The sequence below is a fragment of the Mycobacterium dioxanotrophicus genome (assembly GCF_002157835.1).
In the GTDB taxonomy this organism is placed as follows: Bacteria; Actinomycetota; Actinomycetes; order Mycobacteriales; family Mycobacteriaceae; genus Mycobacterium; species Mycobacterium dioxanotrophicus.
Window position 1 is genome coordinate 50793 of record NZ_CP020812.1, and the last position, 22735, is coordinate 73527.

Consider the following 22735-nt stretch of genomic DNA (forward strand, 5'->3'; position numbering starts at 1 on the left):
CCGGTGGCGCGCCCGTCCGAAATGAGTCTGACCGATGCTGAGACAAACACCAAACGGCCGTCGGTGCGAATTGAAGCGTGAGCGGGAGGACGCGGTTCCGGACGGCGCCGTGAGCGGGGGAGTGGCTGCAATCTTTTCCAACCGCGAGGCTGTCCGTCCGGAGATAGCAGACTCGTGGGAGCGATCGCTGAGATCGGTTGACCCGTCGCGCGGTTGCGCACCGACCCATACCGAGTGCGCGACGGACCTGTGGAACGCCTCACCGCTGCGGCGGCCGATCGACGAGCTGGCTGATGACCTGCAGCAGATTGCCCATGCGGGATTCGTCGTCGGCGTCACTGACGAGTGGGGCACTTTGCTTTGGACCTGCGGCGGCCGGGTGATGCGTCGGCGCGCGGAACGCGTAAACTTCGCGCCGGGGGCACGGTGGAGTGAATCGGCCGTCGGCACCAACGCGCTGGCTTTGGCTCTGCATAATCGGCGCCCCAGCGCCGTGTTCTCGAGTGAGCACCTGGTGGACACGCTGCACGATTGGGTGTGTTACAGCTCGCCGATCCGCAGCCCCCACGGGAAAACCCTTGGCGCATTAGATTTCTCCACGACCTGCAAGCTGGCCAACCCTCTCGCGATGGCGACAGTGCGGGCGATGGCCGCGTTGGTCGAAACGCGCGTACGGGAACTGCAACCAACCAGCGTCGCGCGGGACTCGGCTGCCAAGGTCGCGCTTCGCTGCTTGAGCCGTACTGAAGTCACCGTCGATGACGCGCCCGTTCAAGTCAGCCCGAGGCAGGCAGAAATCTTGGCGCTGTTGACCCTTCGTCCCGACGGCTACACTCCCGCAGAGCTAAGCCTCGCGCTCTACGGCGACCGCCCGGTTTCGATGTCGACGCTCAAATCCGAAGTGTCGCGCCTGCGCCGAATGATGGGCGGCGGGATCGCGGCCCATCGCTACATGCTTACCGCGCCCGTGTGGTGCGACGCGGTCGAGGTGCTCCGGTGTCTATCCGCCGGCGACACCGTAGCCGCGGTGGAGCAGTATCGCGGACCGCTATTGCCCCACTCGGAAGCCCCTGGTGTCGTGGACTGGCGACACCGGCTGGAAGTCGCCATCCGGGAAGCGGCGCTGCAGAGCAATGACCCGAACGTGGCGATAATCCTCGGTGAACGGATCGACCACGATTTCGAGCTCCATGAACATGCTCTAAATCTCCTGCCGCCCACTGATAGTCGCACGCCACTTGTCGCCGGACGTTTGTCCGTATCACGGCGGAACATGGTGTGAAGGGCAACGCGGACTTCGCGGGTATCGACCGTGGCGGCGATGAATTCTGCCGCGAAGACGACGCAGTCACCCGCCTTGCCCTGTCAGCCGGTCGGGGTGACCCCGACGCTCTCGAGCAGTTCGTGAAGTCCACCCGGCGCGATGTGTGGCGCTTGATTGCATACCTGGCCGACGTCGGTAGCGCGGACGACCTCACTCAAGAGACGTTCCTGCGCGCCATCGGTTCGCTGCCGCGCTTCACCGGGCGATCCTCGGCGCGAACGTGGCTGTTGTCCATCGCGCGGCGGGTCGTCGTCGACCAGATCCGTCGCGATCGGTGCCGTCCGCGTGCCACCGCGGCGGACTTGCACAATGTGGTCGAGCTGGACAGGTTTCAGGGCGGCCAGCGTCGCGCTGGCGCCCAGTTCGAGGAAGTCGTTGAGATCAGGATGCTGCTCGACGGTCTCGACACCGATCGGCGGCAAGCTCTCCTACTCACTCAGGTGTTGGGCTTGTCCTACGCCGAGGCCGCCCAGGTTTGTGGCTGTCCGGTCGGCACCATCCGGTCACGGGTCGCACGGGCTCGGACCGACCTGATCAACGCAGCACACGGACGCGACCGCGCGCTCGACGCCAACGATTCCGCCGGACTGTAGCTTCCCTCCTCGGTTGCCTGCCCTACACGTGGCACGCCGGGCGGGTTTGCGGCATGGCTTTGCCCCGCCGCGGGAGAGCACGACACGTCGGAACCAAAGGCGTGACTTGGCGGGAACCTCTCGGCGACTTCATCCGACTACTGAACGAATAAGCAACCCTCAACGCCCGGGCCGTGTTTCCGGGCTTGGCGAGAAGGACCACGATGACCGATATGCGGCCCGCCGCTGACAGGCTACGTGTCGATGTCGTCATCCGCGCATGTCGAGGCGCAGGCGGTGCATTCCTGCCTGCCAATTTCGGGCCCGGCCAGCGGCGGGTTCGGCAAGCTGACGGCGAAATGCGGCGGTGCCGGAAGCAAGCGTCGGTGCCGGTGGCGGTGCTCGCGGCGGTGGCGTTGATCATGACTTCTTGCACGGGTAGCGGCAATGACCTAGCGACCGCGGCCCCCACGGGTCCGTCCACCGCTGCGACGTCGCCCAGCGACCAGCACCGCGCCGCTGGTGATGAGCCTCATGAGCACGACGGCGCCGGCCACCAGCATGGTGCCTCGGGCGGCGGGCTAACCCCGGTGCAGGATGGCTTTCGGCTGGCAACACAGCAGATACCGACCGCGGCGGGCCAGCAGAGCGAGCTGTCGTTCCGCGTCTCCGGGCCGTCGGGCGCGCCGCAGACCCGCTTTGAGGAAGTGCATGAAAAGCTGATGCATGTGTTTGTGGTCCGGCAGGATCTGAACGACTTCTATCACATTCATCCAACAATGGCGCCCGACGGAACCTGGTCAGTGCCGTTGACTTTGCGCCGCCCCGGTCCGTACAGGTTGGTAACCGACTTCGTGGCCGTCGACGAGCAGAACCAGCCTCATCCGCTGGTGCTGGGAACCGACTTTGAACTCGCCGGACCCTATTCACCGGAGCCGTTGCCGACACCCTCCCGCGAGGCCAGCGTGGGCGGCTACGCGGTGCGCGTCGACGGTGATCTGGTCGCGGGCCAGACGAGCATGATGGCGGTGCGGATCACCCAAGGAGGTGCCCCGGTCACGGATATGAAGCCCTATCTGGGTGCGATGGCCCACGTCGCAGCGTTCCACGAGGGGGATCTGGAGGTGGTGCACATGCACCCCCAGGAGGCATCAAGCGACGGCGTGTCGCCGTCAGATTTGATGGTGCATGCCGATTTCCCGGTTGCGGGGTTGTACCGCGTTTTCATCCAATTCCAGACCAAGGGACAGGTGCACACCGCACCTATCACCCTTTCGGTGCAATGATTCCGCCGTCAACGGCGAGTTAAAGGCGAAAGAAATCGAATGACATCTGAACCGAGCGAAACCAACAACGAACAGCAGTGAAACAACGAAGGAGAACAGCAATGCGGCGCAAGCTGATCGTGTCTATCGGCGTCCTGGCTGCAGCAGCGTCGCTGGCGGCATGTAGCGGACAAGGCGGCACCGGGGCAGGGACGACTGCGACGAGCAGCGCCGCGGCCGCAGCTGAGACGACCTCCTCGACCGCGCCGGGGGGCGGGGAGCACTCCGGACACAACAGCGCAGGGGAACAGTCGCCGACCGCCGCTCCGGCGCCATCCGCACCCGCACCCGGGGCGATGACGATCGACGTCACGGTGAGCGGTGGAAAGGTGAGCACGGCTAAACAGCTCGTGGATGTCCCAGTGGGTTCGCCGGTGGAGCTAGTGGTGACTTCCGACGTCGCCGACCATGTACACGTGCACGGGTACGACGAGATGGTCGACGTAGTTCCCGGCGTCCCCGCGCGGGTAGGGTTCATCGCGTCGATTCCTGGCGTGTTCGAGGTGGAGCTCGAGAACGCCAAGCTGCGCCTGCTGCAGCTGAGGGTGCAGTGACCGAAGTCGTCCTTGCGCACGGCGTTGGCGGGCGATCCGATCTTCCGATCCCGGTGTGGCTCGCGATGTACGCCGCGGGTTTCGTCCTGGTGGTCACGTTCTTCGGGCTGGCCACGCTGTGGCGGACCCCCAAGTTGCGCGGCATCGAGGCAGGCCGCACGGTTCCGGGACTTGCGCAGCGGATCATCGACGCACCCGCGGTTCGCCGGGCGCTTCGAGGGATCGGGGTCGCGCTGTTGGCGATCACGCTCGCGGTGGCGGCGTTCGGACCCGATGATCCGAGCCGCAATCCGGCGCCGACCTGGTTCTTCGTGTGGCTGTGGGTGGGGGTGCCGTTCGCGTCGATGCTCATCGGCCCGTTCTATCGGGCGCTGAACCCGCTGCGGGCGATCTCCGCTGGATTGACGGCGGTGCTGGGCAAACGGCTCACAATCGCGGCGGCGCGGCCGCACGCCCAGCAGGCGGTCGCCGCCCACAGTTCTGCTGTGCTTTCGCCGGCGCAACCCGACGCCCCGCAGCCGCGATATCCGGAGCGGTGGGGCTACTGGCCCGCCGTGGTGAGCATCCTCGTATTTGTCTGGCTGGAGCTGGTCTACCGCGACGCGTCGAAGCCGCACACGGTGCTGCTGTTCATCGTTGTCTACGCGGTGCTGCAGGTGGCCGGGGGCGTGCGCTACGGGCAGGAATGGTTCGCCCGCGCAGACGGTTTCGAGGTGTACTCCGATCTCGTCGGTCGGCTCAGCCCGCTTGGGCGACGTGCAGACCGTCGGTTGGTTTGGCGCAACCCGTTGGACGGGCTGGCGTCGGTGCGCCCGCGGCCCGGTCTGGTCGCGGTCGTGTGCACGCTGCTGGGCTCTACGGCTTTCGACGGGCTGACCCGCACCACGGCGTGGTACGCGCTGACCGAACGCGCCAGTGAGCAGCCGGCCAACGCAGTGCTGGGCACCGTGGGCCTGCTGGCCAGTATCGGCCTAGTCACCGTGATCTACCTCGGTGCCGCGCGCGCCAGCACCGTCATCGGGCACACCGAATCGGGGCTGAAGCCCGCGGCGGTCTTCGTGCACTCGCTGATTCCGATCATGCTGGGTTATGCGATCGCACATTACTTTTCGTTCTTCGTCTTCCAGGGCCAGGCCGGTTACATCCTGGCCTCCGATCCGTTCGGCCGGGGCTGGAACCTGTTCGGTACCACAACGTGGCAGATCGACTACCTAGTCATCTCGCCCACTACGATCGGGTTGGTCCAGGTGGGCGCGATCGTGCTCGGTCACGTCACCGGCGTCGTCGCCGCTCACGATCGCGCGGTGGGCTACTTCGCCAAGCGTGACGCCGTCCACGCCCAGTACGCCTTGCTGGGCGCCATGGTGTTGTTCACCTTCGCCGGCATAGGGCTACTCGTCGGCTCCGGCTGAACACCTAGAACGCTCATGAGCGACCAAAGGGAAGTGGACTGCGATCTTGCCCGCGAGGCGTTGTCGGCGCGGATCGATGGAGAGCGGGGGCCCGTATCCACGGCGCTGGTGGAGAACCATCTGTCGGCGTGTCCGAGGTGTCGGGCGTGGCACGCCCGAGCGCTCGATCAGGCAGGTCATCTGCGGGAGCTTGCGGCGGTGGCGGGTTTGCGCCCTCCGCAGACAGCGGACTCCCCTGACCGCGACGCGGGCGAACGGTTCCCCGAGCCGGGGGGATCAGGGGCATGGACCTGGGCACGTTGGGCGCTCGGGCTGGTTGGCTTACTCAGCGTGGTGGTGACGGTCGTGCACGCGGTAGGGGTGGGGGAGGCCGGTGGGGGCTTCGAGGTGAGGGGCACTCATCTTGCCGGCGAGTCCGTCGCATGGTCGGCCGCCATCGGGGTAGCGATGATCGTTGCTGCTCTCCGCCCAGGCGCTGCCGCAGGTTTGGCCAGCGTGTTGGTCGCATACAGCGCGATGCTCGCGGCGTATGTGGTTGGCGACGCGGCCCAGGGGACTATCACCCTGCTGCAGGAGGCTGTGCACCTGCCCGTTGTGGTGGGTGCCGTCTTGGCCCTGCTGGTGTGGCGCGGAACCGGCTCCCGCTACTCGTCGCCGGGGGGCGATGCATCGCGACCGACCAACGACGACGTCAATCGGCATGGCACGGCGAATTCAGCACGGCGCGCGCACCGGCGGCCGAGTGACGGCGCCGCGGCCTAGCCAGTAGGGCGACCTCGCGCGAGATAACCCTCTGCCCCGGTCGTCGTGAGCACAGCGGCGTCATCGCGGCGACAGCGCGCTCGTTGCCGTCCTGGAACCGGGCCACTACGCGGTGTCCGATTCTTGGACAGTTACCGACACGCATCAGGGTTGATGATCACAGTCACATCTGGCTCCTGGTGTGACACAGGATACGGACGTGTGAGAAGGACAAGGAGCGACTCAGTGCAATCTGCCCAGACGGATCGCCACGAGACGATTACAAGTAACGTAGGGAGGTAGGTCGACAGATGAGTACGACCGAGCGTGCGAAAGCTCGCGCAACGGCGAGCCGCTCGCCCAAGTCCACCAAGGAGGACACCGACTTCAGCGTCTCGCGCGGCGGGAGCGTCGTCGGGATGGTGGTCGCGATCGGTGCAGTCCTTGGACTGTGCCTGTTCTGGCGGGGGTGGCAGCAGGCATTCGCCTTCAGCCACGGGCTCGACAAGAATTTGCCGGCGTTCACCTATTTCTGGCTGACACTGCTGGCCTTCAACCTGCTCGTTCTGCCGAGCGTGTTCGCCATCTGGTACCTGAGGATGTGGAAATCGGCCGGCAACCCAGCTGCGCAAATCACCCGCCAGCAGGAGGGTAAGCGGTTGTGGAACCTGTGGTTGTTGACCCTGGCCTTCACGGTCGCCGTGTTCTTCGGTGGCAGCTTCTTTGCCGAGGAGGACGCCTCCTGGCACCAGGTAGTGATCCGTGACACAGCATTCACCCCCAGCCACATCGTGCTGTTCTTCGGGATTTTCCCGCTACTGATCTACTTAGCCGCAGGCATCTACATCTACGGACGCACAAACCTACCGCACATGTACGGCGGCCGGCGGTTCCCGGTTTCCATCGGGCTGATCATCGGCGGGTCGGTGCTGCTGCTGTTTCAGGTGGCGATGAACGAGTTCGGGCACTCCTTCTTCACGCCTGAGGAACTGTTCGTCGCGCCGCTGCACTGGCCGTTCGTGATCTTCGGCTACCTGCTGGCAGGCACGTTCGCGATCTGGTTTGAGACACTGCCCCGCATCGGTGAACTGGCCCGCCAAGAGCAGCAGGAGCACGCGGCTGGCCAGGGGCAGGCAGTCGAGCAGCGTGCGACGGACGCGGGCGTTTCCGCGACCAGCGGCTCGGCCACCGCGCAGGCCACATAGGCAGCACGGCTGTTCGCGGCCACTGCGACGTCCCTGGGTGGGGCTGGGCGAAGTAGAACCTCAGCCCCACCCAGGGTTTCCACCCCCGCCTCGGGGCGTGGCCCGGCACGCATCACAGTTATGAATTAGAAACGGAGTTCCAAAGAAATGACGACCACCGTAGCGAAACCCCCCACGCCGTCGGACCCGGCGCCCTTGGGGAAGGGACGGCGGATTCTCGGCTGGCGGTGGGAGGTTCTGTTCGCCCTGGCGTTCGTGCCGCTGGTCATCGGCGCCTTCCACCTGAACCAGATGCTGTTCGTCGGCGACTGGTCCTTCTGGGCGGACTGGAAGGATCGTCAGTGGTGGCCCCTGCTCACGCCGGCGCTGGGCATGATCATTCCGGCGGCGGTGCAGTACATCGCCTGGGACCGCCTGCGGGTGCCCATCGGGGCCACCGTGTGCGCGGTGTGCCTGATGATCGGCCAGTGGCTTTCCCGCTACTTCAACTTCGACTGGTGGGCCAACATCCCCATCAACTACACGTGGCCGGAGACCTTCCTGCTCGCCGCGATCATCCTCGACGTCATCCTGCTGGTGAGCAGAAGCTACCTGATCACCGCCGTGTTGGGCGGACTGATCTGGGGCTTCGTGTTCTGGTACTTCAACTTTGTGATGCTGGCGCCCTACCTTCAGGCGGTGGACTTCCACGGCACGTTGCTGACGGTGGCCGACACAATGGGCTTCCACATCACCCGAACGCAGACGCCCGAATACCTGCGCATCATCGAGGAGGGGCACCTGCGTGCGCTCGTCGGCGACATCACCATCGTGGTGGCCTTCTTCGCCGGCATGCTCAGCGTCGCCACCTACGGGTTCGGTCTTTTGATCGGCAAGTACCTGGCGGTATGGCCGATCGGCAAGTTCTTCAAACTCCAGACCAACTGAGCGTGAGCGAAAGGTTGACACAGATGTCGCAGCTACAGCGCAGCGCCAGCAGCCGACCAACGGAGGGGCACGCGGGCTGGGCCCGCCGACTCGCCCTAACCGCGGTCGCCGTGCTCGTGCTTTTGATCGGACTTGCCGCCCCGGCCGCGGCGCACGGTGAGGAAGGCCAGCAGGCCTTCGAGAAGACCGCGACGGTGACTTTCTACGATGTCAAGTTCTCCACATCAGAACTCGACATCGGCCAGGAACTCACCATCACCGGCACCTTGCGGGTGATGGAGTCCTGGCCCGACCACACGCTGGCGGCGCCGGAACTCGGCTTCCTGAGCCTCAACCAGCCCGGACCGGTGTTCTTCGTCACCGAGCGGTGGCTGTCGGATACCTTCACGCCTCAGTCGGTCAAGATCCACAAGGGCGCGACCTACCCGTTCAAGATCGTGGCCAAGGCGCGGGTGCCGGGCACGTACCATATCCACCCGACGTTCGCCGTGCACGACGCGGGCACTCTGGTCGGCCCCGGGCAGTCGGTGACAATCGCAGACGCCGGTGAGTTTAGTGTGCCGATGGAGCTGGCCACCGGCGAGACGGTGGAACTGGGCGGTTTCGGGATCGGCAATGTCGTCGCGTGGACGGCAATCTCCTTCGTCATCGCTGCGGCCTACCTGGTCTTCTGGATGCGCAAGGGGCTGCTGTGGCGCGCGTTCCCGGTCGCGGAGGGCCGCGGGGCGTCCATCATCAGCAAAGGCCAAGTCAAGGTCTCGGTAGCCATCGCCGTGCTGGCGTTGCTCCTCGGGGTCGGCAGCTACGCGTACGCCGAATTGACAACCGGACCGAAGGTACCGCCACAGGTGGCGCGGGTGGAACCGGCGGCCGCGGAGCTCGATCCTCTGGGCAAGCAACTGAAGGTCCACGTCGACAGCGCGGTCTTCCAGACCGGCACCGGTCGGCTGGAGTTCACGTTGACGGTGACGAACAACAGCCCTCAGCCGGTCTTGCTGCAGAAGCTGCAGTTCAGCACCTACCAAGCCATCAATCGCGACGTCGCGGCTGGAAGCGCGGCGCCGGACCCCGGTGAGCTGGTCACGGTGACACCGCCTGGTCAGATCCAGCCGGGAGAGACCCGGACGTTGACCGTCGACCTCGACGGTGCCGCGCTGGCCGAGCAGGGCTTGTTGCCGCTCAACGAGGCTCAGATCCGGGTGACCGGATTGGTCTTCTTCACCGACGCCTCCGGGCAGAGCGCGATCAGCGAGGTCAACGAACTGACCACGGGCATCCTGCCCAAGTACTGAGGGTCGGTCCTGGCGGGGCCTCCCGACAGGCCGGTGGCCCCGCCAGGACCGATGGAAAGGACCTCGTATTCAGATGATGCAGCAGGTATATCTCGCCCACGGCGGGCAGATGACCGGCGACGAAATGGCTCTCATCGGTGTCGGCCTGGCCGGGTCGCTCATCATCCCGATGGTGGCGGTGGCATACATTTTCATGCAGAAGCGGTCAGCCTCCGAGGGCGCCGCCGACGACGCGACACCGTCGCAGTCACATCCTCCGTCGGCCACGCATTTCACGACCGCCGACTGGGAGGACGCAGACGACTCGGGGGAAGCAGCGCCCCGTAAGTCCGCGACGGTCGGTTCAGAAACAGAACGGCGGCGGCGATGACGCCCGATACCTCCACGCTGCTGGCGGCAGGAGAAAACCTGAATTCACTAGCTGCGTCCAATGGCGTCACGAGCTTTGTGCTGATGGTGATTCTTGGCCTTGCGTTGCCGCTGATGAGCATCGCCTTGGTCGTCATGCTCCCGCTGCGGTCGGCGCGTTCATCAGGCGACGATGCCTCCGCCGTCGGATTGGGCGACAGGAGCCTGCAGGAAGAGTTCTGGGAGTTCATCGACGATGTGGAGCGCGGGCGGGTAACGCTGTCCGACGTGTCGGCGACCGCAGCACGGGGCGCGGCCAATGCCTCATTTCACGACGCTGGCGAGCAGCGAGCTGAGGAAGCTTGAGGCTCGTGGCTGCCCGCAGTATCCGCGGTCAGGCACGCGACGCAACGTCGACATCGGTTCTGTCGCGGTTGGCGCCCGTGCTGTTGGGGTCGACGGCATTCGATTTGGTGCCTAGAAAGATGGAGCAAGACAATGGCTGACGAACAGCGAACATACGCGCCGCGCCCGCGGGCAGAAATCGTGCAATGCGGCGCCGGTGGGCGACTGACATCCCCGCCTCGTTCGCGCCATCCCTCGTGTCGCAGGTCAAGCGGAAGAACAGGATAGTCTTATGCCCAAGTTCATCATCGAGCGCACCGTGCCTGGCGCCGGACAGTGGTCAGATGAGGAGGTGCAGACGGTCAGCGCCAAATCAAACGAAGTCCTCGCCGACATGCCTGGCGTGCAATGGCAGGAAAGCTATGTCGTCGACGACAAGCTGTACTGCGTCTACGTTGCCCCGGATGCGGAACGAGTGGTCGAGCATGCGCGTCGCGGTGGTTTTCCGGCAGACAAGGTCTCCGAGGTACGTCGCATCATCGACCCGACCAGCGGCGGTCGCTAGTGTCGGCGCCTCGGGCCGCGCCCACCGGGCAACCGCTGGCCGCACCAGGGTCGGCCACCGAGACAGGGTATGCCCGAGCCGAGCACACGCCCGGGGTGTCGGCCATTCCTGGCATCGTCGACGGTTGGCTGACGGCGAGCCGAAACGCCGACGGACTGGTCTCACTTCGCCTCATCCTCGGCGGAAAACACGATGATGGGCCCTCCGGTGCCGTGATCGAGGTCGTTGTCCAGCCGGCCTTCGCGGCGAGCGTCGCGGCCAACTTCGCGGCAGACGCCGATGCGGCCGACGCCCGCGCAGCAGGGGACCGGTCTTCGTCCTGTGTGCCGTGCCGCGTCGGAATAAGTCGCCGCCTCAACCGCGGGTCCAACTCGTCTCCCGGATGAGTCCGCCGCGAAATGGATCAGCGCCGAGGTTTTACATTTCGGCTCGCGAGACGGCAACGATATGCCCTGCCGCGCCTATCCCGTGTGGCCCTGGGGCCCGCAATGAGCCACCATGGTCATATGAACTGCAGGCTCGCCCGCGAGGCGTTGTCGGCGCGAATGGATGGGGAGCGCGAGCCCGTTTCGGTTCGGTCGGTCGACAAGCATCTTGTGGGCTGCTCGGACTGCCGCCTCTGGTATACGCGCGCGGTTGCTGACGCGCAGCGCCTGCAGGGGCTTGCGCGCGACAGTGGCCTGCGCTGCCGTTCAGCCGCAGCTGTGGTTGAGCGAGCCGCCGGGAATCGGCCACGCCGCTTGACTCGGCCGCTCGTACTCTGGGCGCGGTGGTCCTTGGCGCTCGTTGGCGTGCTGTACCTGGTGCTCACGGTCACTCAGATGACGACTGCGCGCGTTGCGCATAGCGATGTCACCGGGATTCACTTGTTCGGTGAGTCCACGGCCTGGTCGATCGCCATCGGCGCAGCGATGATCATTGCCGGCATATTGCCCGCCGCCGCCGCCGGTCTGGCCGGCGTGCTCATCACCTACGCGTGCGTGCTGGCGGTGTACGTCGTCACTGATACCGCGAAGGGAATCGTCAGTGCACCAAGCGAGTTGGGCCATCTGCCGGTGCTGGTGGGCGCCATCCTGGCGGTGCTGGTGTGGCGAGGCACGCGCACTACCCATCCAACTCCCATCGGCGCGGGCGCACTCCAGCCCGATGGCACCGACATCACGGGTCCGTACCTCGCTCCCATTGGCTCAGGCCAGCCACGCCGGTCACCGCGGGATGGCTCCGCCGCCTAGATTGCCGGCGCTACCTGTTGAGCCGCCCGGAAACGACGTTGCCGTCCGGCATGAAGCCAGCCCCGATCGACCTGGGGATCACGCGCTCGGTGCTCCACGTCGGCGAGCCAACCACCCGGCAACGAGGTCAACGGCGACGAAAGTGGCCAAAGACGCGCCGAACAACGGCGCGAACCAGCCGACGCCGACCATAGCGAGCACAGCCAGTAGCGCCTCGTACGGGCGCAACGCCCGCAGCGTGCCGCGGCGGCGAGGGCGGGGCAGCTGGACGCGATCACCGCGGGTGGGCCGTCGACGCCACCACATGCGGTAGCCCAGCACGACCGAAGCGATCAACGCGAGCGCCACGCCGATCAACAACAGTTGGTTGATCCAGCCGAACAGGATGCCCATATGGGCGTCGATGGCCCAGTCCGTCATCTTGGCCATGAATGGCCAGTCGGCGAAATTCACCCGGTCGGTAACCGCGCCGGTCTGTGGATCAACTGAGATCGAGTCGTGGCGGGCGGGCCAATCGCGTTTGTTCTCCGACACTTGCCAGCCCTCCTCCGCAGCCGCCGGCGGATACATCCACATCGGTGCGCGCAGTCCGGCGCTCTCGGCGGCTTTGAGCGCGGTGTCGGCGCCTACCTCCGAATGGCCTTCCGCGCCCGTCATGGCGCCGTGATGGCCGCCGCCGCCTGGGCCGGCGGACGCACTCAGGGCGGTGTCGACCGAGGGAGCGGTCCAGCTCAGGTGGGACTGGATCTTGTCGACAGACTCTCCGGCGAACCGCGACCACGTCATGCCGGTGACCGACAAACCCAGGACGACGACGATGATCCACACCCCGAGGGCGCCGTGCCACGAGAGCAACCCCCGAAGGCCCTGAGCGCCGCGGTCAGGAAGGGCGATCCTGCGCAGCTTTCGGGTGCCTTTCCGGTGGCCGACCCACAACAGCAGCCCGGCTATCGCGATGACCCAGACCCAGCTGGCCGCCAGTTCGCTGTAGTTGCGGCCGAACGCGCCGAGGTGCAGGTTGCGGTGCAGCTCATCGAACCACGCCCGTACCGGCATCCACTGCCCATAGGTGGTCAGCGCTCCCCGCACTTGGGCGGTGTAGGGGTCGACGAACACCGTGCGGGCGTAGTCGGGCGGCACGTCGTCGACCGCCAGCGTGACCCATGTGGTGTCGTCGAGTGCCGCTGGCGGCCGGATGCTGTCGATCGTGCCTTCCGGGTGGGCGGCGCGGGCAGCCGCAACTTGGTCGTTCAGACTCAGGCGTCGATCACCGACATGGTCCACTTTCAGTTCGTCGCGGAACGCCATCGCATCGATCTGCGGGACTAGCGCGTACAACAGGCCGGTCAACGCCGCGATCAGTACGAAGGGACCTATGAAGATCCCGGCGTAGAAGTGCAGACGCAACAGCAGCGGACGGATTCTGGCCCACGCGGTTGGGCGCCGATCGGCGCCGACAGGGACGAACGCTAACCCGGTTGCTCGCACGTCAGCGACGGCGTCGGTGGACGGCTCAAGGGGTTCTTCCAGAGGGGTGTGACTCATGCCGGTGGCACCTTCGGTTTTCATCGCGGGACGAGGGTCTTCCAAGTGGTCGGCGAAACGCCCTCAAAAGTTCCTGTGGGCCGGTGACAGAGCCGCTCACCACTTTTCTGGGACGAGGAGGGAACTTTCGTCGTCCGGCGTCCGACTAACTGCCGTAGTCCTAAATGCATTCGTCGTCGGCCAGCGAAAATCACCGCGGCGGCACTAACGGCTGTGTCGACAGGCCGCCGTTCTCGTCACTTCCTCGTGCAGCGAACAACACAACGGTCATGATCGGCGCGAGCACTCCCCAGGCCCCCGCTGGCCGTCGGATCGACGGCAGAGCGGGACACGACCACGGCGCCTCCGGGCATGGCAATCTGCAAGCCCAGGACGGCTGCACGGTTCAACTGGATAGGGCCCGAGCATGGTGGCCCAGGCAGGGGAGCTCGTCTTGCAGGCCTTCGGAGGCAGCCCAAACCCGGCTTCAGCTCGAGTACCAGAAGTTGATGCACGTCTACGCCGTTCGTGTAGATCTCGTCGATTTCTACCAGCTCCACCCGCAGATGCGTGCCGATGGCACGTGGTCGGTACCCGTCACATTGAGCCAATCCGGTCCATCTGGCGGCCGAATTGGCGCTGGAGGAAAAGAACCAACCGCGCCGCTTGTGCTCGGACCGACTTCGAAGTTCCGGGCCCTACACCGCGACACCCTTACCGGCTCCGACGTCCGATAGCCGAGTGGACGGCTACGAGGTCGCGCTTAAGGATGAGCCCGTCGCTGAGCAGTCATGGATGCTGACCTGTAGTTAGCCCGGCATGGCTCGCCAGTGGGGAACCTCGAACCCTGTCTCGACACGGTCGAGCACCTCACCGCCGTCCACGAAGGCACCTGTACGTAGTACACGTGCGCCCGCAGGCACCGCGAGCGGGGCAGGCCCCGCCGACAGCTCGCCGTGGTGCCTGCCGACTTCGCCAAGGGTCTGCACCGCATTTCATCCAGTTCCAAACCGACGGCAGCTTCATACGACGCCGATTACCGCTGTTGTGCAGTGACCGCCACCCGGCCAGTAAGTCGGGCCAGTCGACCATTACGCTTCGCCCGAGCCAACAAGTCTGTGGCGTTTCGGCAGTTTGCCGCGCGGAGACTTCGTGTCCAGGGTCGGAGTTGGGGAGACGTCGATGAGCGGTTCGAGGCTGCCGGATGGCTTCGCGGTTCAACTTGACCCGCGGGTGCGGACCCTGGACGATGGCGCCGCGCTGCTCGGCGGTGCGCCGACCCGGCTGCTGCGCTTGACCCCCATGGCCCAGTCGCTACTTGTCGGGGGACGGCTGACTGTGCATGACGCGGTCACCGCGCAGCTGGCGCGGTTGCTTTTGGATGCAACGGTAGCCCATCCACGTCCCACGACTGGTCCGTCGTATCGGGACGTCACCGTCGTAATCCCCGTGCGCAACAACCTGACTGGGCTTTGTCGGGTCCTGCCGACATTGCGTGATGTTCCCGTGGTCGTGGTCGACGACGCATCGGTGCAAAGCATCGACGGTGCGGATCTCGGCGGTCTGCACGACGACGTGAAAGTTATTCGACATCGTCTCAGCAGAGGGCCCGCGGCGGCGCGCAACGCCGGCCTGGCTGCCTGCCGGACCGAATACGTCGCCTTTCTCGATTCCGACGTGGTGCCGCGTCCCGGATGGCTCGCCGCGATGCTCAGGCATTTCTCGGACCCGGATGTCGCGTTGGCGGCGCCGAGGATAGAGGCCTATGCGCGAGCCGGGAATGCCGTCGCGCGGTACGAGGCGGTGCGCTCGTCATTGGATCTCGGCGCTCGTGAATCGCGCGTTACCCCGTATGGGCCGGTGTCGTACGTCCCGAGTGCGGCGATGGTCGGCCGTCGATCAGTGCTCGTCGAGCTTGGCGGATTCGACGAAGCGCTGAATTCCGGCGAAGACGTCGACCTGTGTTGGCGTTTGGTCGACGGTGGAGCATGCCTTCGGTATGACCCAAGCGGGTTGGTGGCGCACGACCATCGGGTTTCGTTGCGGAAATGGTTAGCGCGCAGAGCTTTTTACGGTACATCGGCTGCTCCGCTCTCGCGTCGGCATCCTGACAAGATCGCGCCGGTGATCCTGTCGCGGTGGACGCTGGCGATTTGGTTACTGGTCGCAACCGGGCTGCGGTCAGGCTGGGCAATGGCGATGCTGATCGCAATCGTCGGTGCTCGTCGGACTGCCGGGGCACTAGCCCAGATTTTTCGGGGATTATCGCTGGTGACGGCGTGTAGATAAGCGAAAGTGCCTGTCCTGCAAGGGATAATTGGACTTCTCTAGGGTTCAACCATCCTGACGGGAAGGCACTTCGCAGGTGAAGAGTATCGCGGCCGCATCGCGGGTGAAAGTGTCAGCCGACGGCCACGGGGTCGTGTCGCACGCCGGGATGGGCCTACTGCGGGAACTGGCCGACCGGACCGGGTTATCAGCGCAGGTCACCGGGGCTTTGGCCGACACCTACCGCGGGCCGTGGAGCTACGCACCCGGCGAGGTGTTCGCTGATCTGGCCGCGGCGGTCGCCGACGGCGCGGACTGCATTGACGGGGTCGGCCAACTGTGCGGCGACCGTGAGCACGCGTTCGGCGCGAAAGCCTCCACGACCACGATGTGGCGGCTGGTCAATGAGCGCATCGACGCTGCACACCTGCCTGCGGTGCGCGCGGCCCGCGCCAGCGCGCGGGCGGCGGCCTGGGCCGCCGGTGCGGCCCCGAACCGGGTGGCTGGCTGCACATCGACATCGACGCCACCCTGGTGATCGATCACTCCGACAACAAACACGGCGCGACGCCGACCTGGAAGAAGTCGTTCGGGCACCATCCGCTGCTGGCGTTCCTGGACCGCCCGAGATCGCCGGCGGGAAGCCCTGGCCGGGCTGCTGCGCAGCGGCAACGCGGGCTCCAACACCGCCAGCGACCACGTCATCGTCCTGGCCCAGGCGCTGGCAGCGCTGCCCGCGCCGTGGCGGCCCGACTCGAGTCGTGGCGGTGATCCCGACCGGCCCCAGGTGCTGGTGCGTTGCGACACCGCCGGAGCCACCCACCGATTCGCCGACGCCTGCCGTGAGCAGGGGGTCGGATTCTCCTTCGGCTACCCCGTCGACGCCCGCGTCCAGGACGCCGTGGACACACTCAACCTTGCCGAGGGCTGGTACCCGGCCATCGACACCGACGGTGGGCTGCGCGACGGCGCCTGGGTCGCCGAGGCCACCACCTTGGTCAACCTCAACAGCTGGCCGCCGGGCACCCGGCTGATCCTGCGCAAAGAGAGACCGCATCCCGGCGCCCAGCTGCGGTTCACCGACACCGACGGGATGCGCGTCACCGCGTTCATCACCGACACACCGCCCGGTGTCGTGGCCGGCCAAGTCGCCGGCCTGGAGTTGCGGCACCGCCAGCACGCCCGCGTCGAGGACCGCATCCGCGAACTCAAGAACGCCGGCCTGCGCAACCTGCCGTGTCACGGCTTCTGGGCCAACGCCGCCTGGCTCGAGATCGTCCTGGCCGCCGCCGACCTGGTCATCTGGGCACGGCTCATCGGATTCACCAGTGATCCGACGCTGGCCCGCGCCGAGATCGCCACGTTCCGCTACCGCGTGCTGCACGTCGCGGCCCGCATCACCCGCGGCGCCCGCCAACTCCGGCTGCGCATCGACGCCACCTGGCGCTGGGCCACCTCGATCGCGACCGCCTGGCAGACGATCCGCACCGCCTTCGGATAACAGCCGGCCTCCTGACCGATCGATCACGAAAGACATACCGGCCCTAGGAAAGCCCGCCCCACCCGGCGACACGGGACCAACCCACCATGCCCTGTGACCGCAGACGTCACCCGACCAACCATCACGCCCTACAGATCCACCGCCATCACCATCGACGAAAAATCCGGGCTAACACACCAGCATCGGTGAGCCGACTCAACGCCTTATAGGTGCTGGCCTCCGTCGTCCCGGTCATAGCCTGCGCTGTATCAGCGTTGAATATCGGCACGTCGAGAAGGCGATCGATCAACGCCTCGTCAGCTGAGTTCGCCCTCGGCCGCGCGATCTCACGCCAACGTTCGGGCAACACAGCCAGGCGTGCCGCAGACTCTGCAGCCGCCTCGCTGGCGTGTACCGCCGCATCCGCCACATAGCCCACGAACTGCTCGGCCCCGCCACGGCGGTACTCGGTCAAACAGCGGAAGTAGCGGTCGGTGTCAGCAAGCATGGCCGAAGCCATCGGCACAGTGACCCGTGCGGTCAGCCCCCGACGACGCAAGATGGCACTAATCAACGCCCGGCCCACCCGGCCGTTGCCGTCGGAGAACGGGTGAATCGACTCGAATTGAGCATGCGCGATCGCAGCCTGAGCGAGGATCGGAAGATCGGTCCGCCCGGCGAAAGCCATCAGATCCGCCATTAAACCCGACACCATCTCAGGCGGCGGAGGAACGAACAGCGCGCCCACCGGTGAGTAATCACTACCGCCCACCCAGTTCTGCACGCTGCGGTACGCGCCTGGACGGTCCGCATACGGATCGGGCGCCATCAGCAGCCGGTGCGCCTCCAGGATCGCCGCCTCCTCGATCGGCCCGGACGCGGCGGCATCGACCAACGCCAGCAGCGCGTGCACAGCCCCAAGCTGGGACTGTGCCTCGGCGCTGGCTTTCGCGCCGGCCACTGCCCGGCCGAACGCGTGCCAGCCTGAGTCGACCTGCTCGATCTTCGAAGAAGCTACCGACTCGCTACGAACCAAGAAATCGGCTAGAGGTGCCAGGTGCTGGCCGAACCCGGCGTCGAGTCGCGTCACCGCAATGACCGCGTCTTCGTGTCTGCGCGCTGTGTCGCCGGTGACAGCGACAGGAAGAGTCGCGATCAGCGGAGGGATCTGCACCTCGATCTCGGTCAGCAACCGGTCCTCGAGGTTGCCGCGCCGGCCCTGTGGAGTCCATCGGCGGCTCGCCGTGGAGTGCGCCGGCCAGTCCATAGACAACCTTTCGGCAGAAACATACAACAAGCGACAGTCTTACTATAAGTTATGGCGTTAAAGCTATAATAAGAGAACTACCGAGGGTGCATCCACCCTCACCTGATCGACCATCCGCCGCCATAACGGCACCCGCGACCAGCGAATACGTGCCCGCCTCCCCCACGCCGTCGTCTCTGTCGAGAACCCAGGCAAACCTTTAGACTGGGTTCGCAAGGAGAAACCGTAGGGGGAGCAATGGCTATTCGAGGAGAGACCGCAGCAGGCGCACAGGCCGGCGCTAGCGTTGGCATGCACTTATCCTCGGACTTTCCCGAAGTCCCGACCGGCGCCGACACCAAGAGCGCCGCGATCGCCGCCGAACTGCAATCGTTCGTGACCGCCATCAGCACAGACATCACCACCTACAACACCAGCCTTGACCAGGCCCGCGAAGGCATGGTCGCAGCGCCACGCCGAGTCGACGCCGCCGACCGCGAGGGCGCCGCCGTCATCCAATCAAGCGGAGGGACGTACACCATATGACGACTTTCGCCACCCAGTCCCCGGCGACCGGGCCCTGGAAGACCGCCGACGAAGTATCCCGCGAGACCGGGCTACGCCCCGACCTCGTCCTGCGCTTCATCCCCCATACCGAAACCCCGAACGGGCCCCGCTACAACCCCCACCACATCGCGCTGGCCGGCACCGTCAAGCAGATGACAGACGCCGGCGCACCGGCCGACGCGATCGACGCCGCAGTCCGCGACCTCCTCCAGCGCCCAGACCTCGCAGCCGTTGCCCCACTCGCACGGTCCCCGAAGCGTCGAAACGGCCGACTGCTTACCGTCGCCGGTGTCAGCGCTGCCATCGCACTCCTCATCGGCGGCGTGATCGGCGGACTCATCGGATCCGGCAACCGCAGCACCACCACAGCCGCCCCTGTACCCGTCACTGTCACCGCGACGGCGCCGACACAGGAGCTTCCTGGCGTCCCCGCGGCTGTCGACCCGGTCTGCGATGAATGGGGTGCGCTCAACACCGAGTTCCGCGACAGGAGAGCGGCCTGGGTTGCAACTGACGCGAACATTCCAGCGAGCCAGTGGAACGCTGAGCAACGACGGATCACTATGGCCGTCATTCCGGTTCTGCGAGATGAGGCGGCCGAACTCCGCACCCTGGCCAACAAGGCCAGTGATCCTGCGTTGCGTGATCTTCTGGGGCTTAACGCTTCCTATAAAGAAGCCTTCGCTGAGCGGTTGCCCAACTACGTTCCTGCGACGGACAAGCAAGTGTGGAGTGCGGCCGTTGATTTCGGGAACGCGGTGAACAGCTACTGCAATGCGACTAGGTGATCAATGCTTGAGCGGCCGCCCAGCCCGAATGATCTGATCGGTGATAACTGGCCATCGATCGACGAGGTGGCTTTAGCCACGCTCAGCACCGCCTTCGTGGGGGCTGGGACTGCATCGCAGACAGCCGAGCAGAAGGCGTACACCGACGGCAACGCCTACAACAGCCTCCTGCCTGAAGGCTTCGAGAAGCAGGTCGAGGTGGCCTTCAAGGTCGGCGGAATGGCCGCAGATCTGTCTGCCGCACTCGGGAAAGCCGGTGGCGAAACGGCTGTGGTCGCCCAAGCCGTGATGATGGCCAAAGTGCAGATCATCGTCACGGTCGGTGTGGCAGAAGCTCTGATCGCCGCCAAGGAAGCCGAGATCGCGGCATTGCAGGCTGCAAGTCTGCGTCCCGAGATTCGCGCGATGCGAATCCAGCAGCTGCGCAACGAGATTGAACAGATAACCAACGAGGCCAAGAGCGACATCCGGGCGATGTACAACGGCATCTACACACCCACGGCACCCGCCACTCCAGGCCTTACCCCAATCACACACAACGGCCCAGCCCCCGGAAATGGCGCACCGCCGGCGGGAAATGGGCTGGGTGTTCAACCGCTGAGCTGGGGCGAGGAGAAGGCCGACGGTGCGGGCGCTGACGTAGGCACAGAAAGTGGCTTCGAGGAGGCCGCGCCGACTGAGCAGCTTGCAGAAGGCTGGGAGCAGGAACGGCCTGTGGATTCAAATGCTCCGGAAACGCCTGCTTCAGATGCGCAGGCTTTCGCCGAGCAGACGCCAACGGGAGTCCCTACAACATCTGTGACCGAGTCTGCTGTCAGTGGCGTGCCAACGACAGCGATGCCGCCTTCGATGGGTGCGCCGTCTGCGAGTGGTGGCGGGTCTGCGAGCAGCTTGAGTAGCGCGATGCCGAAGATGAGCGGCGGCGGTCTGTCGTCTGCTGGTGGATCGGGGTTGTCTTCTCCTGGTGGCTTGTCCAGCGGTAGCAGCGGATTGTCCGGGCTGTCCAGTGGGGGTCCTCCGTCGGCGCCGTCCGCGCCGACGCCCACCCAGCAGTTCTTGAATGGCGTGGGGCAAGGGTTTTCGTCAGCGTCGCCGTCGACGGTGGCTTCGGGTGCGTCTGCTGCTGGTGCGCAGCCGTTCAAGCCGGCGCCGGGTTCGACGATTCCGGCGGGACCGCCGCCGGCAGCGTCTTCGGCTATGTCGGCGCCGACGTCGTCTTCGGCGGGGCCCGTCGCAGCGCCGGCGGCTCCTGCGGCGAGTGCCGCGCCGATGGGGGTGCGCCGGCGGCGGCTGGCCCGATGCCGATGACTGCCCCGCCGCCTGCGGGAACGCCCAGCGTCGCGCCTCCGCCAGCTGCCCCGGCGCCGGCCGCTCCGGTTGCGCCGGCTCCTGCCGCGCCAGCGCCTGCGCAGCCGCCCCCAGTGATGGGCCTTGGTGGGCAGAACGTGGCGGCCAAGCTGGCCAAGATGGGCACGACTGCGGTCGGGGAGGGTTTGCGGACCAGTGATGAGTTCAACGCCGCCGTTGTGCTCGTGGCGGCGTTGAACGACCCTGCGGTCGGTGTGGTGTGCGAGTGGGCGTGCGCGGTGTTCCAGCAGCCCGGCGAGACTGCCGCCCGATTCGTGGTGGCATCGCGTGAAGGCTTGTCGTGGATCCCGCCCGGTGTGTACATGCCCGACGGGGTAACGGTGGCCTCGCTGGACGAATCGGTGCCCTACGCGACGCGGCAGCTGTGGCGCGGCATGAAGCCGCCGGCGCGGGTGCTGGCGGCGTACGCGAAGGCGATCGAGGAGCAGCCGCGCATCGTTGTGGCCCGGAAGTGGTTGGGGCTGCAGGGTTTGTTCGGTCGCGGGACGGTGTTGGCTGCCGATGATGAGACCGTTGTCAGCCCGAATCCGGTCCTCAACCCTGACGGGCGGCACCGTTTGGAGTTGGCGTCCACGGACCGGTGGTGGGCGCAGGTCCAGGCCATCCCCGAGGCCGATATCGCGACACGGATCCGCGACCTTGCCGACCACGTCGCCCAGGCGCACGACGCGGCGTTCGGTGTCCACGACGCCGACAGCCAGAACTTCGGTGGGCGCGCATTGCGGGTAGCGGCTGTCGAACAGATCGGCCGCCCGGGCGGCGAAGCGGTCTGGCACGCCGTCGAGCAGCAGATGCACTGGACCCGCGCGCAGATCATGACGGCTCCGATCGCGGCACCTGAGCCGCTGCATGAGGGCTGGAACAATGACCTGATTGCGGCCGAGCAGATGCTGCGTGGTTGGGAAGTGCTGTGGTTGGCGCAGCGCGCGGCGACGCGGGCGACGTTGGCAGACATGACATATGCGGCTGCGGCCGCGCTGATGTAGGCGGTTTACGGGGTGTCGCAGTGGTTGGCGCGGCCTGGGGCGGTTCCGTCGTCGACGCCTGTCCCGGTGCCTGAGCATGCTCGGTGGTGGTCCTACGCGCAGGCGTGCGCGGTGGCATTCCGGCTGGGTGAGGCCCCACCGGAGATTGATGTGTTCGGTCCGGTGCTGGATCACGATGAGTGCGTCTATTTTTCGGCGACTGCGCAGTACGCCCGGTTGTATGGGGGCGACGGCAGCTACACCACGAATGGGTTCGTGGCGTTCGGGCGGCCCGCGGTGATGGCGGGGGCGTTGGCCGCGTCGGCGTATGTGAATCACCGGCGCAAGGTTGCCGCGAAACGGGAGGCTGTCTCGCGGTGGCGGGATCAGCAGCAGTCCATGGTGATCGGCACGAGCTCGCGGCTGATGGTGAACACCGTCGAGCATGGTTGGCTGTCGTTCTACTACTCGGCGGTCAATGAGTATGTGCCTGATCTTCCGCGGTGGGCATTGACGTTGGGATTCGGAAGCCAGTGTGTGCCAATGCAACTCGTGGGTCCGTGCGTTCCCGCCGCGGCCGTGCTGGTCAGTGTGGCGCTGGACCCGCAGCGGTGGTGGCGGGATCCGCGCCTGGGCCCGCTGCTCACCGGGTAGGGAGCCGGAGCGACTTCCTTGGCTGACTGGTCG

21 protein-coding genes and 3 pseudogenes are annotated in these 22735 nt (G+C 66.0%); 22 read left to right on the top strand and 2 right to left on the bottom strand.

Features of this window, described 5'->3' with window-relative positions:
• The first annotated feature begins 34 nt into the window (after window positions 1-34).
• From BTO20_RS38365 to BTO20_RS40990, 15 genes and pseudogenes are all read left to right on the top strand, one after another.
• Entirely contained in the window at window positions 35-1282 is a 1248-nt protein-coding gene (locus BTO20_RS38365; protein WP_087083791.1) for a GAF domain-containing protein, read from the top strand.
• Window positions 1279-1917, top strand: coding sequence for an RNA polymerase sigma factor SigC (gene sigC, locus BTO20_RS38370; protein ID WP_198344634.1), 639 nt, complete (start codon window positions 1279-1281; stop codon window positions 1915-1917). Before BTO20_RS38365 ends, sigC begins: the two co-directional genes overlap by 4 nt.
• A gap of 203 nt (window positions 1918-2120) precedes the next feature.
• Window positions 2121-3182, top strand: a complete 1062-nt coding sequence (locus BTO20_RS38375) for a hypothetical protein (RefSeq protein WP_157680490.1) — start codon at window positions 2121-2123, stop codon at window positions 3180-3182.
• Between the two features lie 101 nt (window positions 3183-3283).
• Window positions 3284-3775 carry a cytochrome c oxidase subunit II gene (locus tag BTO20_RS39795; protein ID WP_157680491.1) on the top strand — a complete coding sequence of 164 codons (492 nt, stop codon included), beginning with the start codon at window positions 3284-3286 and terminating at the stop codon, window positions 3773-3775.
• Window positions 3772-5187: a hypothetical protein gene (locus tag BTO20_RS38385; RefSeq protein ID WP_087083797.1), complete on the top strand. Its 1416-nt coding sequence runs from the start codon at window positions 3772-3774 to the stop codon at window positions 5185-5187. The genes BTO20_RS39795 and BTO20_RS38385 overlap by 4 nt, the downstream gene beginning before the upstream one ends.
• A 15-nt stretch (window positions 5188-5202) precedes the next feature.
• The gene (locus BTO20_RS38390) at window positions 5203-5949 is read left to right on the top strand and encodes a zf-HC2 domain-containing protein (protein ID WP_087083799.1); all 747 of its coding nucleotides are present in this window, start codon (window positions 5203-5205) and stop codon (window positions 5947-5949) included.
• 290 nt (window positions 5950-6239) lie between these two features.
• Complete coding sequence (locus BTO20_RS38395; RefSeq protein WP_087083801.1) at window positions 6240-7133, top strand: methane monooxygenase/ammonia monooxygenase subunit C; 894 nt, start codon at window positions 6240-6242, stop codon at window positions 7131-7133.
• A 147-nt stretch (window positions 7134-7280) separates the two neighbouring features.
• On the top strand, window positions 7281-8060 hold the full coding sequence (locus BTO20_RS38400) for a methane monooxygenase/ammonia monooxygenase subunit A (RefSeq protein WP_087083803.1): 780 nt from the start codon (window positions 7281-7283) through the stop codon (window positions 8058-8060).
• A 23-nt stretch (window positions 8061-8083) separates the two neighbouring features.
• The gene (locus BTO20_RS38405; RefSeq protein WP_087083805.1) at window positions 8084-9352 is read left to right on the top strand and encodes a methane monooxygenase/ammonia monooxygenase subunit B; all 1269 of its coding nucleotides are present in this window, start codon (window positions 8084-8086) and stop codon (window positions 9350-9352) included.
• A gap of 73 nt (window positions 9353-9425) precedes the next feature.
• Window positions 9426-9722, top strand: coding sequence for a hypothetical protein (locus tag BTO20_RS38410; RefSeq protein ID WP_087083807.1), 297 nt, complete (start codon window positions 9426-9428; stop codon window positions 9720-9722).
• Window positions 9719-10066: a hypothetical protein gene (locus BTO20_RS38415; protein ID WP_087083809.1), complete on the top strand. Its 348-nt coding sequence runs from the start codon at window positions 9719-9721 to the stop codon at window positions 10064-10066. Before BTO20_RS38410 ends, BTO20_RS38415 begins: the two co-directional genes overlap by 4 nt.
• 271 nt (window positions 10067-10337) lie before the next feature.
• Window positions 10338-10610, top strand: coding sequence for a DUF4242 domain-containing protein (locus BTO20_RS38420; protein ID WP_087083811.1), 273 nt, complete (start codon window positions 10338-10340; stop codon window positions 10608-10610).
• Window positions 10610-10996: a hypothetical protein gene (locus BTO20_RS38425; RefSeq protein WP_087083813.1), complete on the top strand. Its 387-nt coding sequence runs from the start codon at window positions 10610-10612 to the stop codon at window positions 10994-10996. The genes BTO20_RS38420 and BTO20_RS38425 overlap by 1 nt, the downstream gene beginning before the upstream one ends.
• A 120-nt stretch (window positions 10997-11116) precedes the next feature.
• A pseudogene (locus BTO20_RS41195) lies at window positions 11117-11215 on the top strand (zf-HC2 domain-containing protein); the annotation flags it as partial.
• Window positions 11216-11431: 216 nt separating this feature from the next.
• Window positions 11432-11842: a hypothetical protein gene (locus tag BTO20_RS40990; protein ID WP_232491407.1), complete on the top strand. Its 411-nt coding sequence runs from the start codon at window positions 11432-11434 to the stop codon at window positions 11840-11842.
• A 78-nt stretch (window positions 11843-11920) separates the two neighbouring features.
• Here the strand turns inward: BTO20_RS40990 and BTO20_RS38435 are convergent, their stop codons facing one another.
• Window positions 11921-13387, bottom strand: coding sequence for a PepSY-associated TM helix domain-containing protein (locus BTO20_RS38435; protein ID WP_232491393.1), 1467 nt, complete (start codon window positions 13385-13387; stop codon window positions 11921-11923).
• 1161 nt (window positions 13388-14548) lie between these two features.
• On the opposite strand from BTO20_RS38435, the pseudogene mftF reads away from it, so the two are divergent.
• Together mftF and BTO20_RS38445 are read left to right on the top strand one after the other, a co-directional pair.
• A pseudogene (gene mftF / locus BTO20_RS38440) lies at window positions 14549-15619 on the top strand (mycofactocin biosynthesis glycosyltransferase MftF); the annotation flags it as partial.
• 112 nt (window positions 15620-15731) lie between these two features.
• Window positions 15732-17135, top strand: a pseudogene (locus tag BTO20_RS38445) (IS1380 family transposase).
• A gap of 145 nt (window positions 17136-17280) precedes the next feature.
• On the opposite strand, the gene BTO20_RS38450 reads toward BTO20_RS38445, so the two are convergent.
• Window positions 17281-18381 (bottom strand): Fic family protein, encoded by a 1101-nt coding sequence (locus BTO20_RS38450; protein WP_232491394.1) that lies wholly within the window; start codon window positions 18379-18381, stop codon window positions 17281-17283.
• Between the two features lie 291 nt (window positions 18382-18672).
• Between BTO20_RS38450 and BTO20_RS38455 the strand changes: the two genes are divergently transcribed.
• The 5 genes from BTO20_RS38455 to BTO20_RS38475 all read left to right on the top strand — a co-directional run bounded on the left by BTO20_RS38455 (window position 18673) and on the right by BTO20_RS38475 (window position 22702).
• Window positions 18673-18906 carry a hypothetical protein gene (locus BTO20_RS38455; RefSeq protein WP_232491395.1) on the top strand — a complete coding sequence of 78 codons (234 nt, stop codon included), beginning with the start codon at window positions 18673-18675 and terminating at the stop codon, window positions 18904-18906.
• Window positions 18903-19715 (top strand): hypothetical protein, encoded by an 813-nt coding sequence (locus tag BTO20_RS38460; RefSeq protein ID WP_087083819.1) that lies wholly within the window; start codon window positions 18903-18905, stop codon window positions 19713-19715. The genes BTO20_RS38455 and BTO20_RS38460 overlap by 4 nt, the downstream gene beginning before the upstream one ends.
• 96 nt (window positions 19716-19811) lie before the next feature.
• Window positions 19812-21023, top strand: a complete 1212-nt coding sequence (locus tag BTO20_RS38465; protein ID WP_157680492.1) for a hypothetical protein — start codon at window positions 19812-19814, stop codon at window positions 21021-21023.
• Between the two features lie 137 nt (window positions 21024-21160).
• The gene (locus BTO20_RS38470; protein ID WP_087083823.1) at window positions 21161-22069 is read left to right on the top strand and encodes a hypothetical protein; all 909 of its coding nucleotides are present in this window, start codon (window positions 21161-21163) and stop codon (window positions 22067-22069) included.
• Window positions 22070-22135: 66 nt separating this feature from the next.
• Window positions 22136-22702 (top strand): hypothetical protein, encoded by a 567-nt coding sequence (locus tag BTO20_RS38475; protein ID WP_232491396.1) that lies wholly within the window; start codon window positions 22136-22138, stop codon window positions 22700-22702.
• Window positions 22703-22735 lie beyond the last annotated feature (33 nt).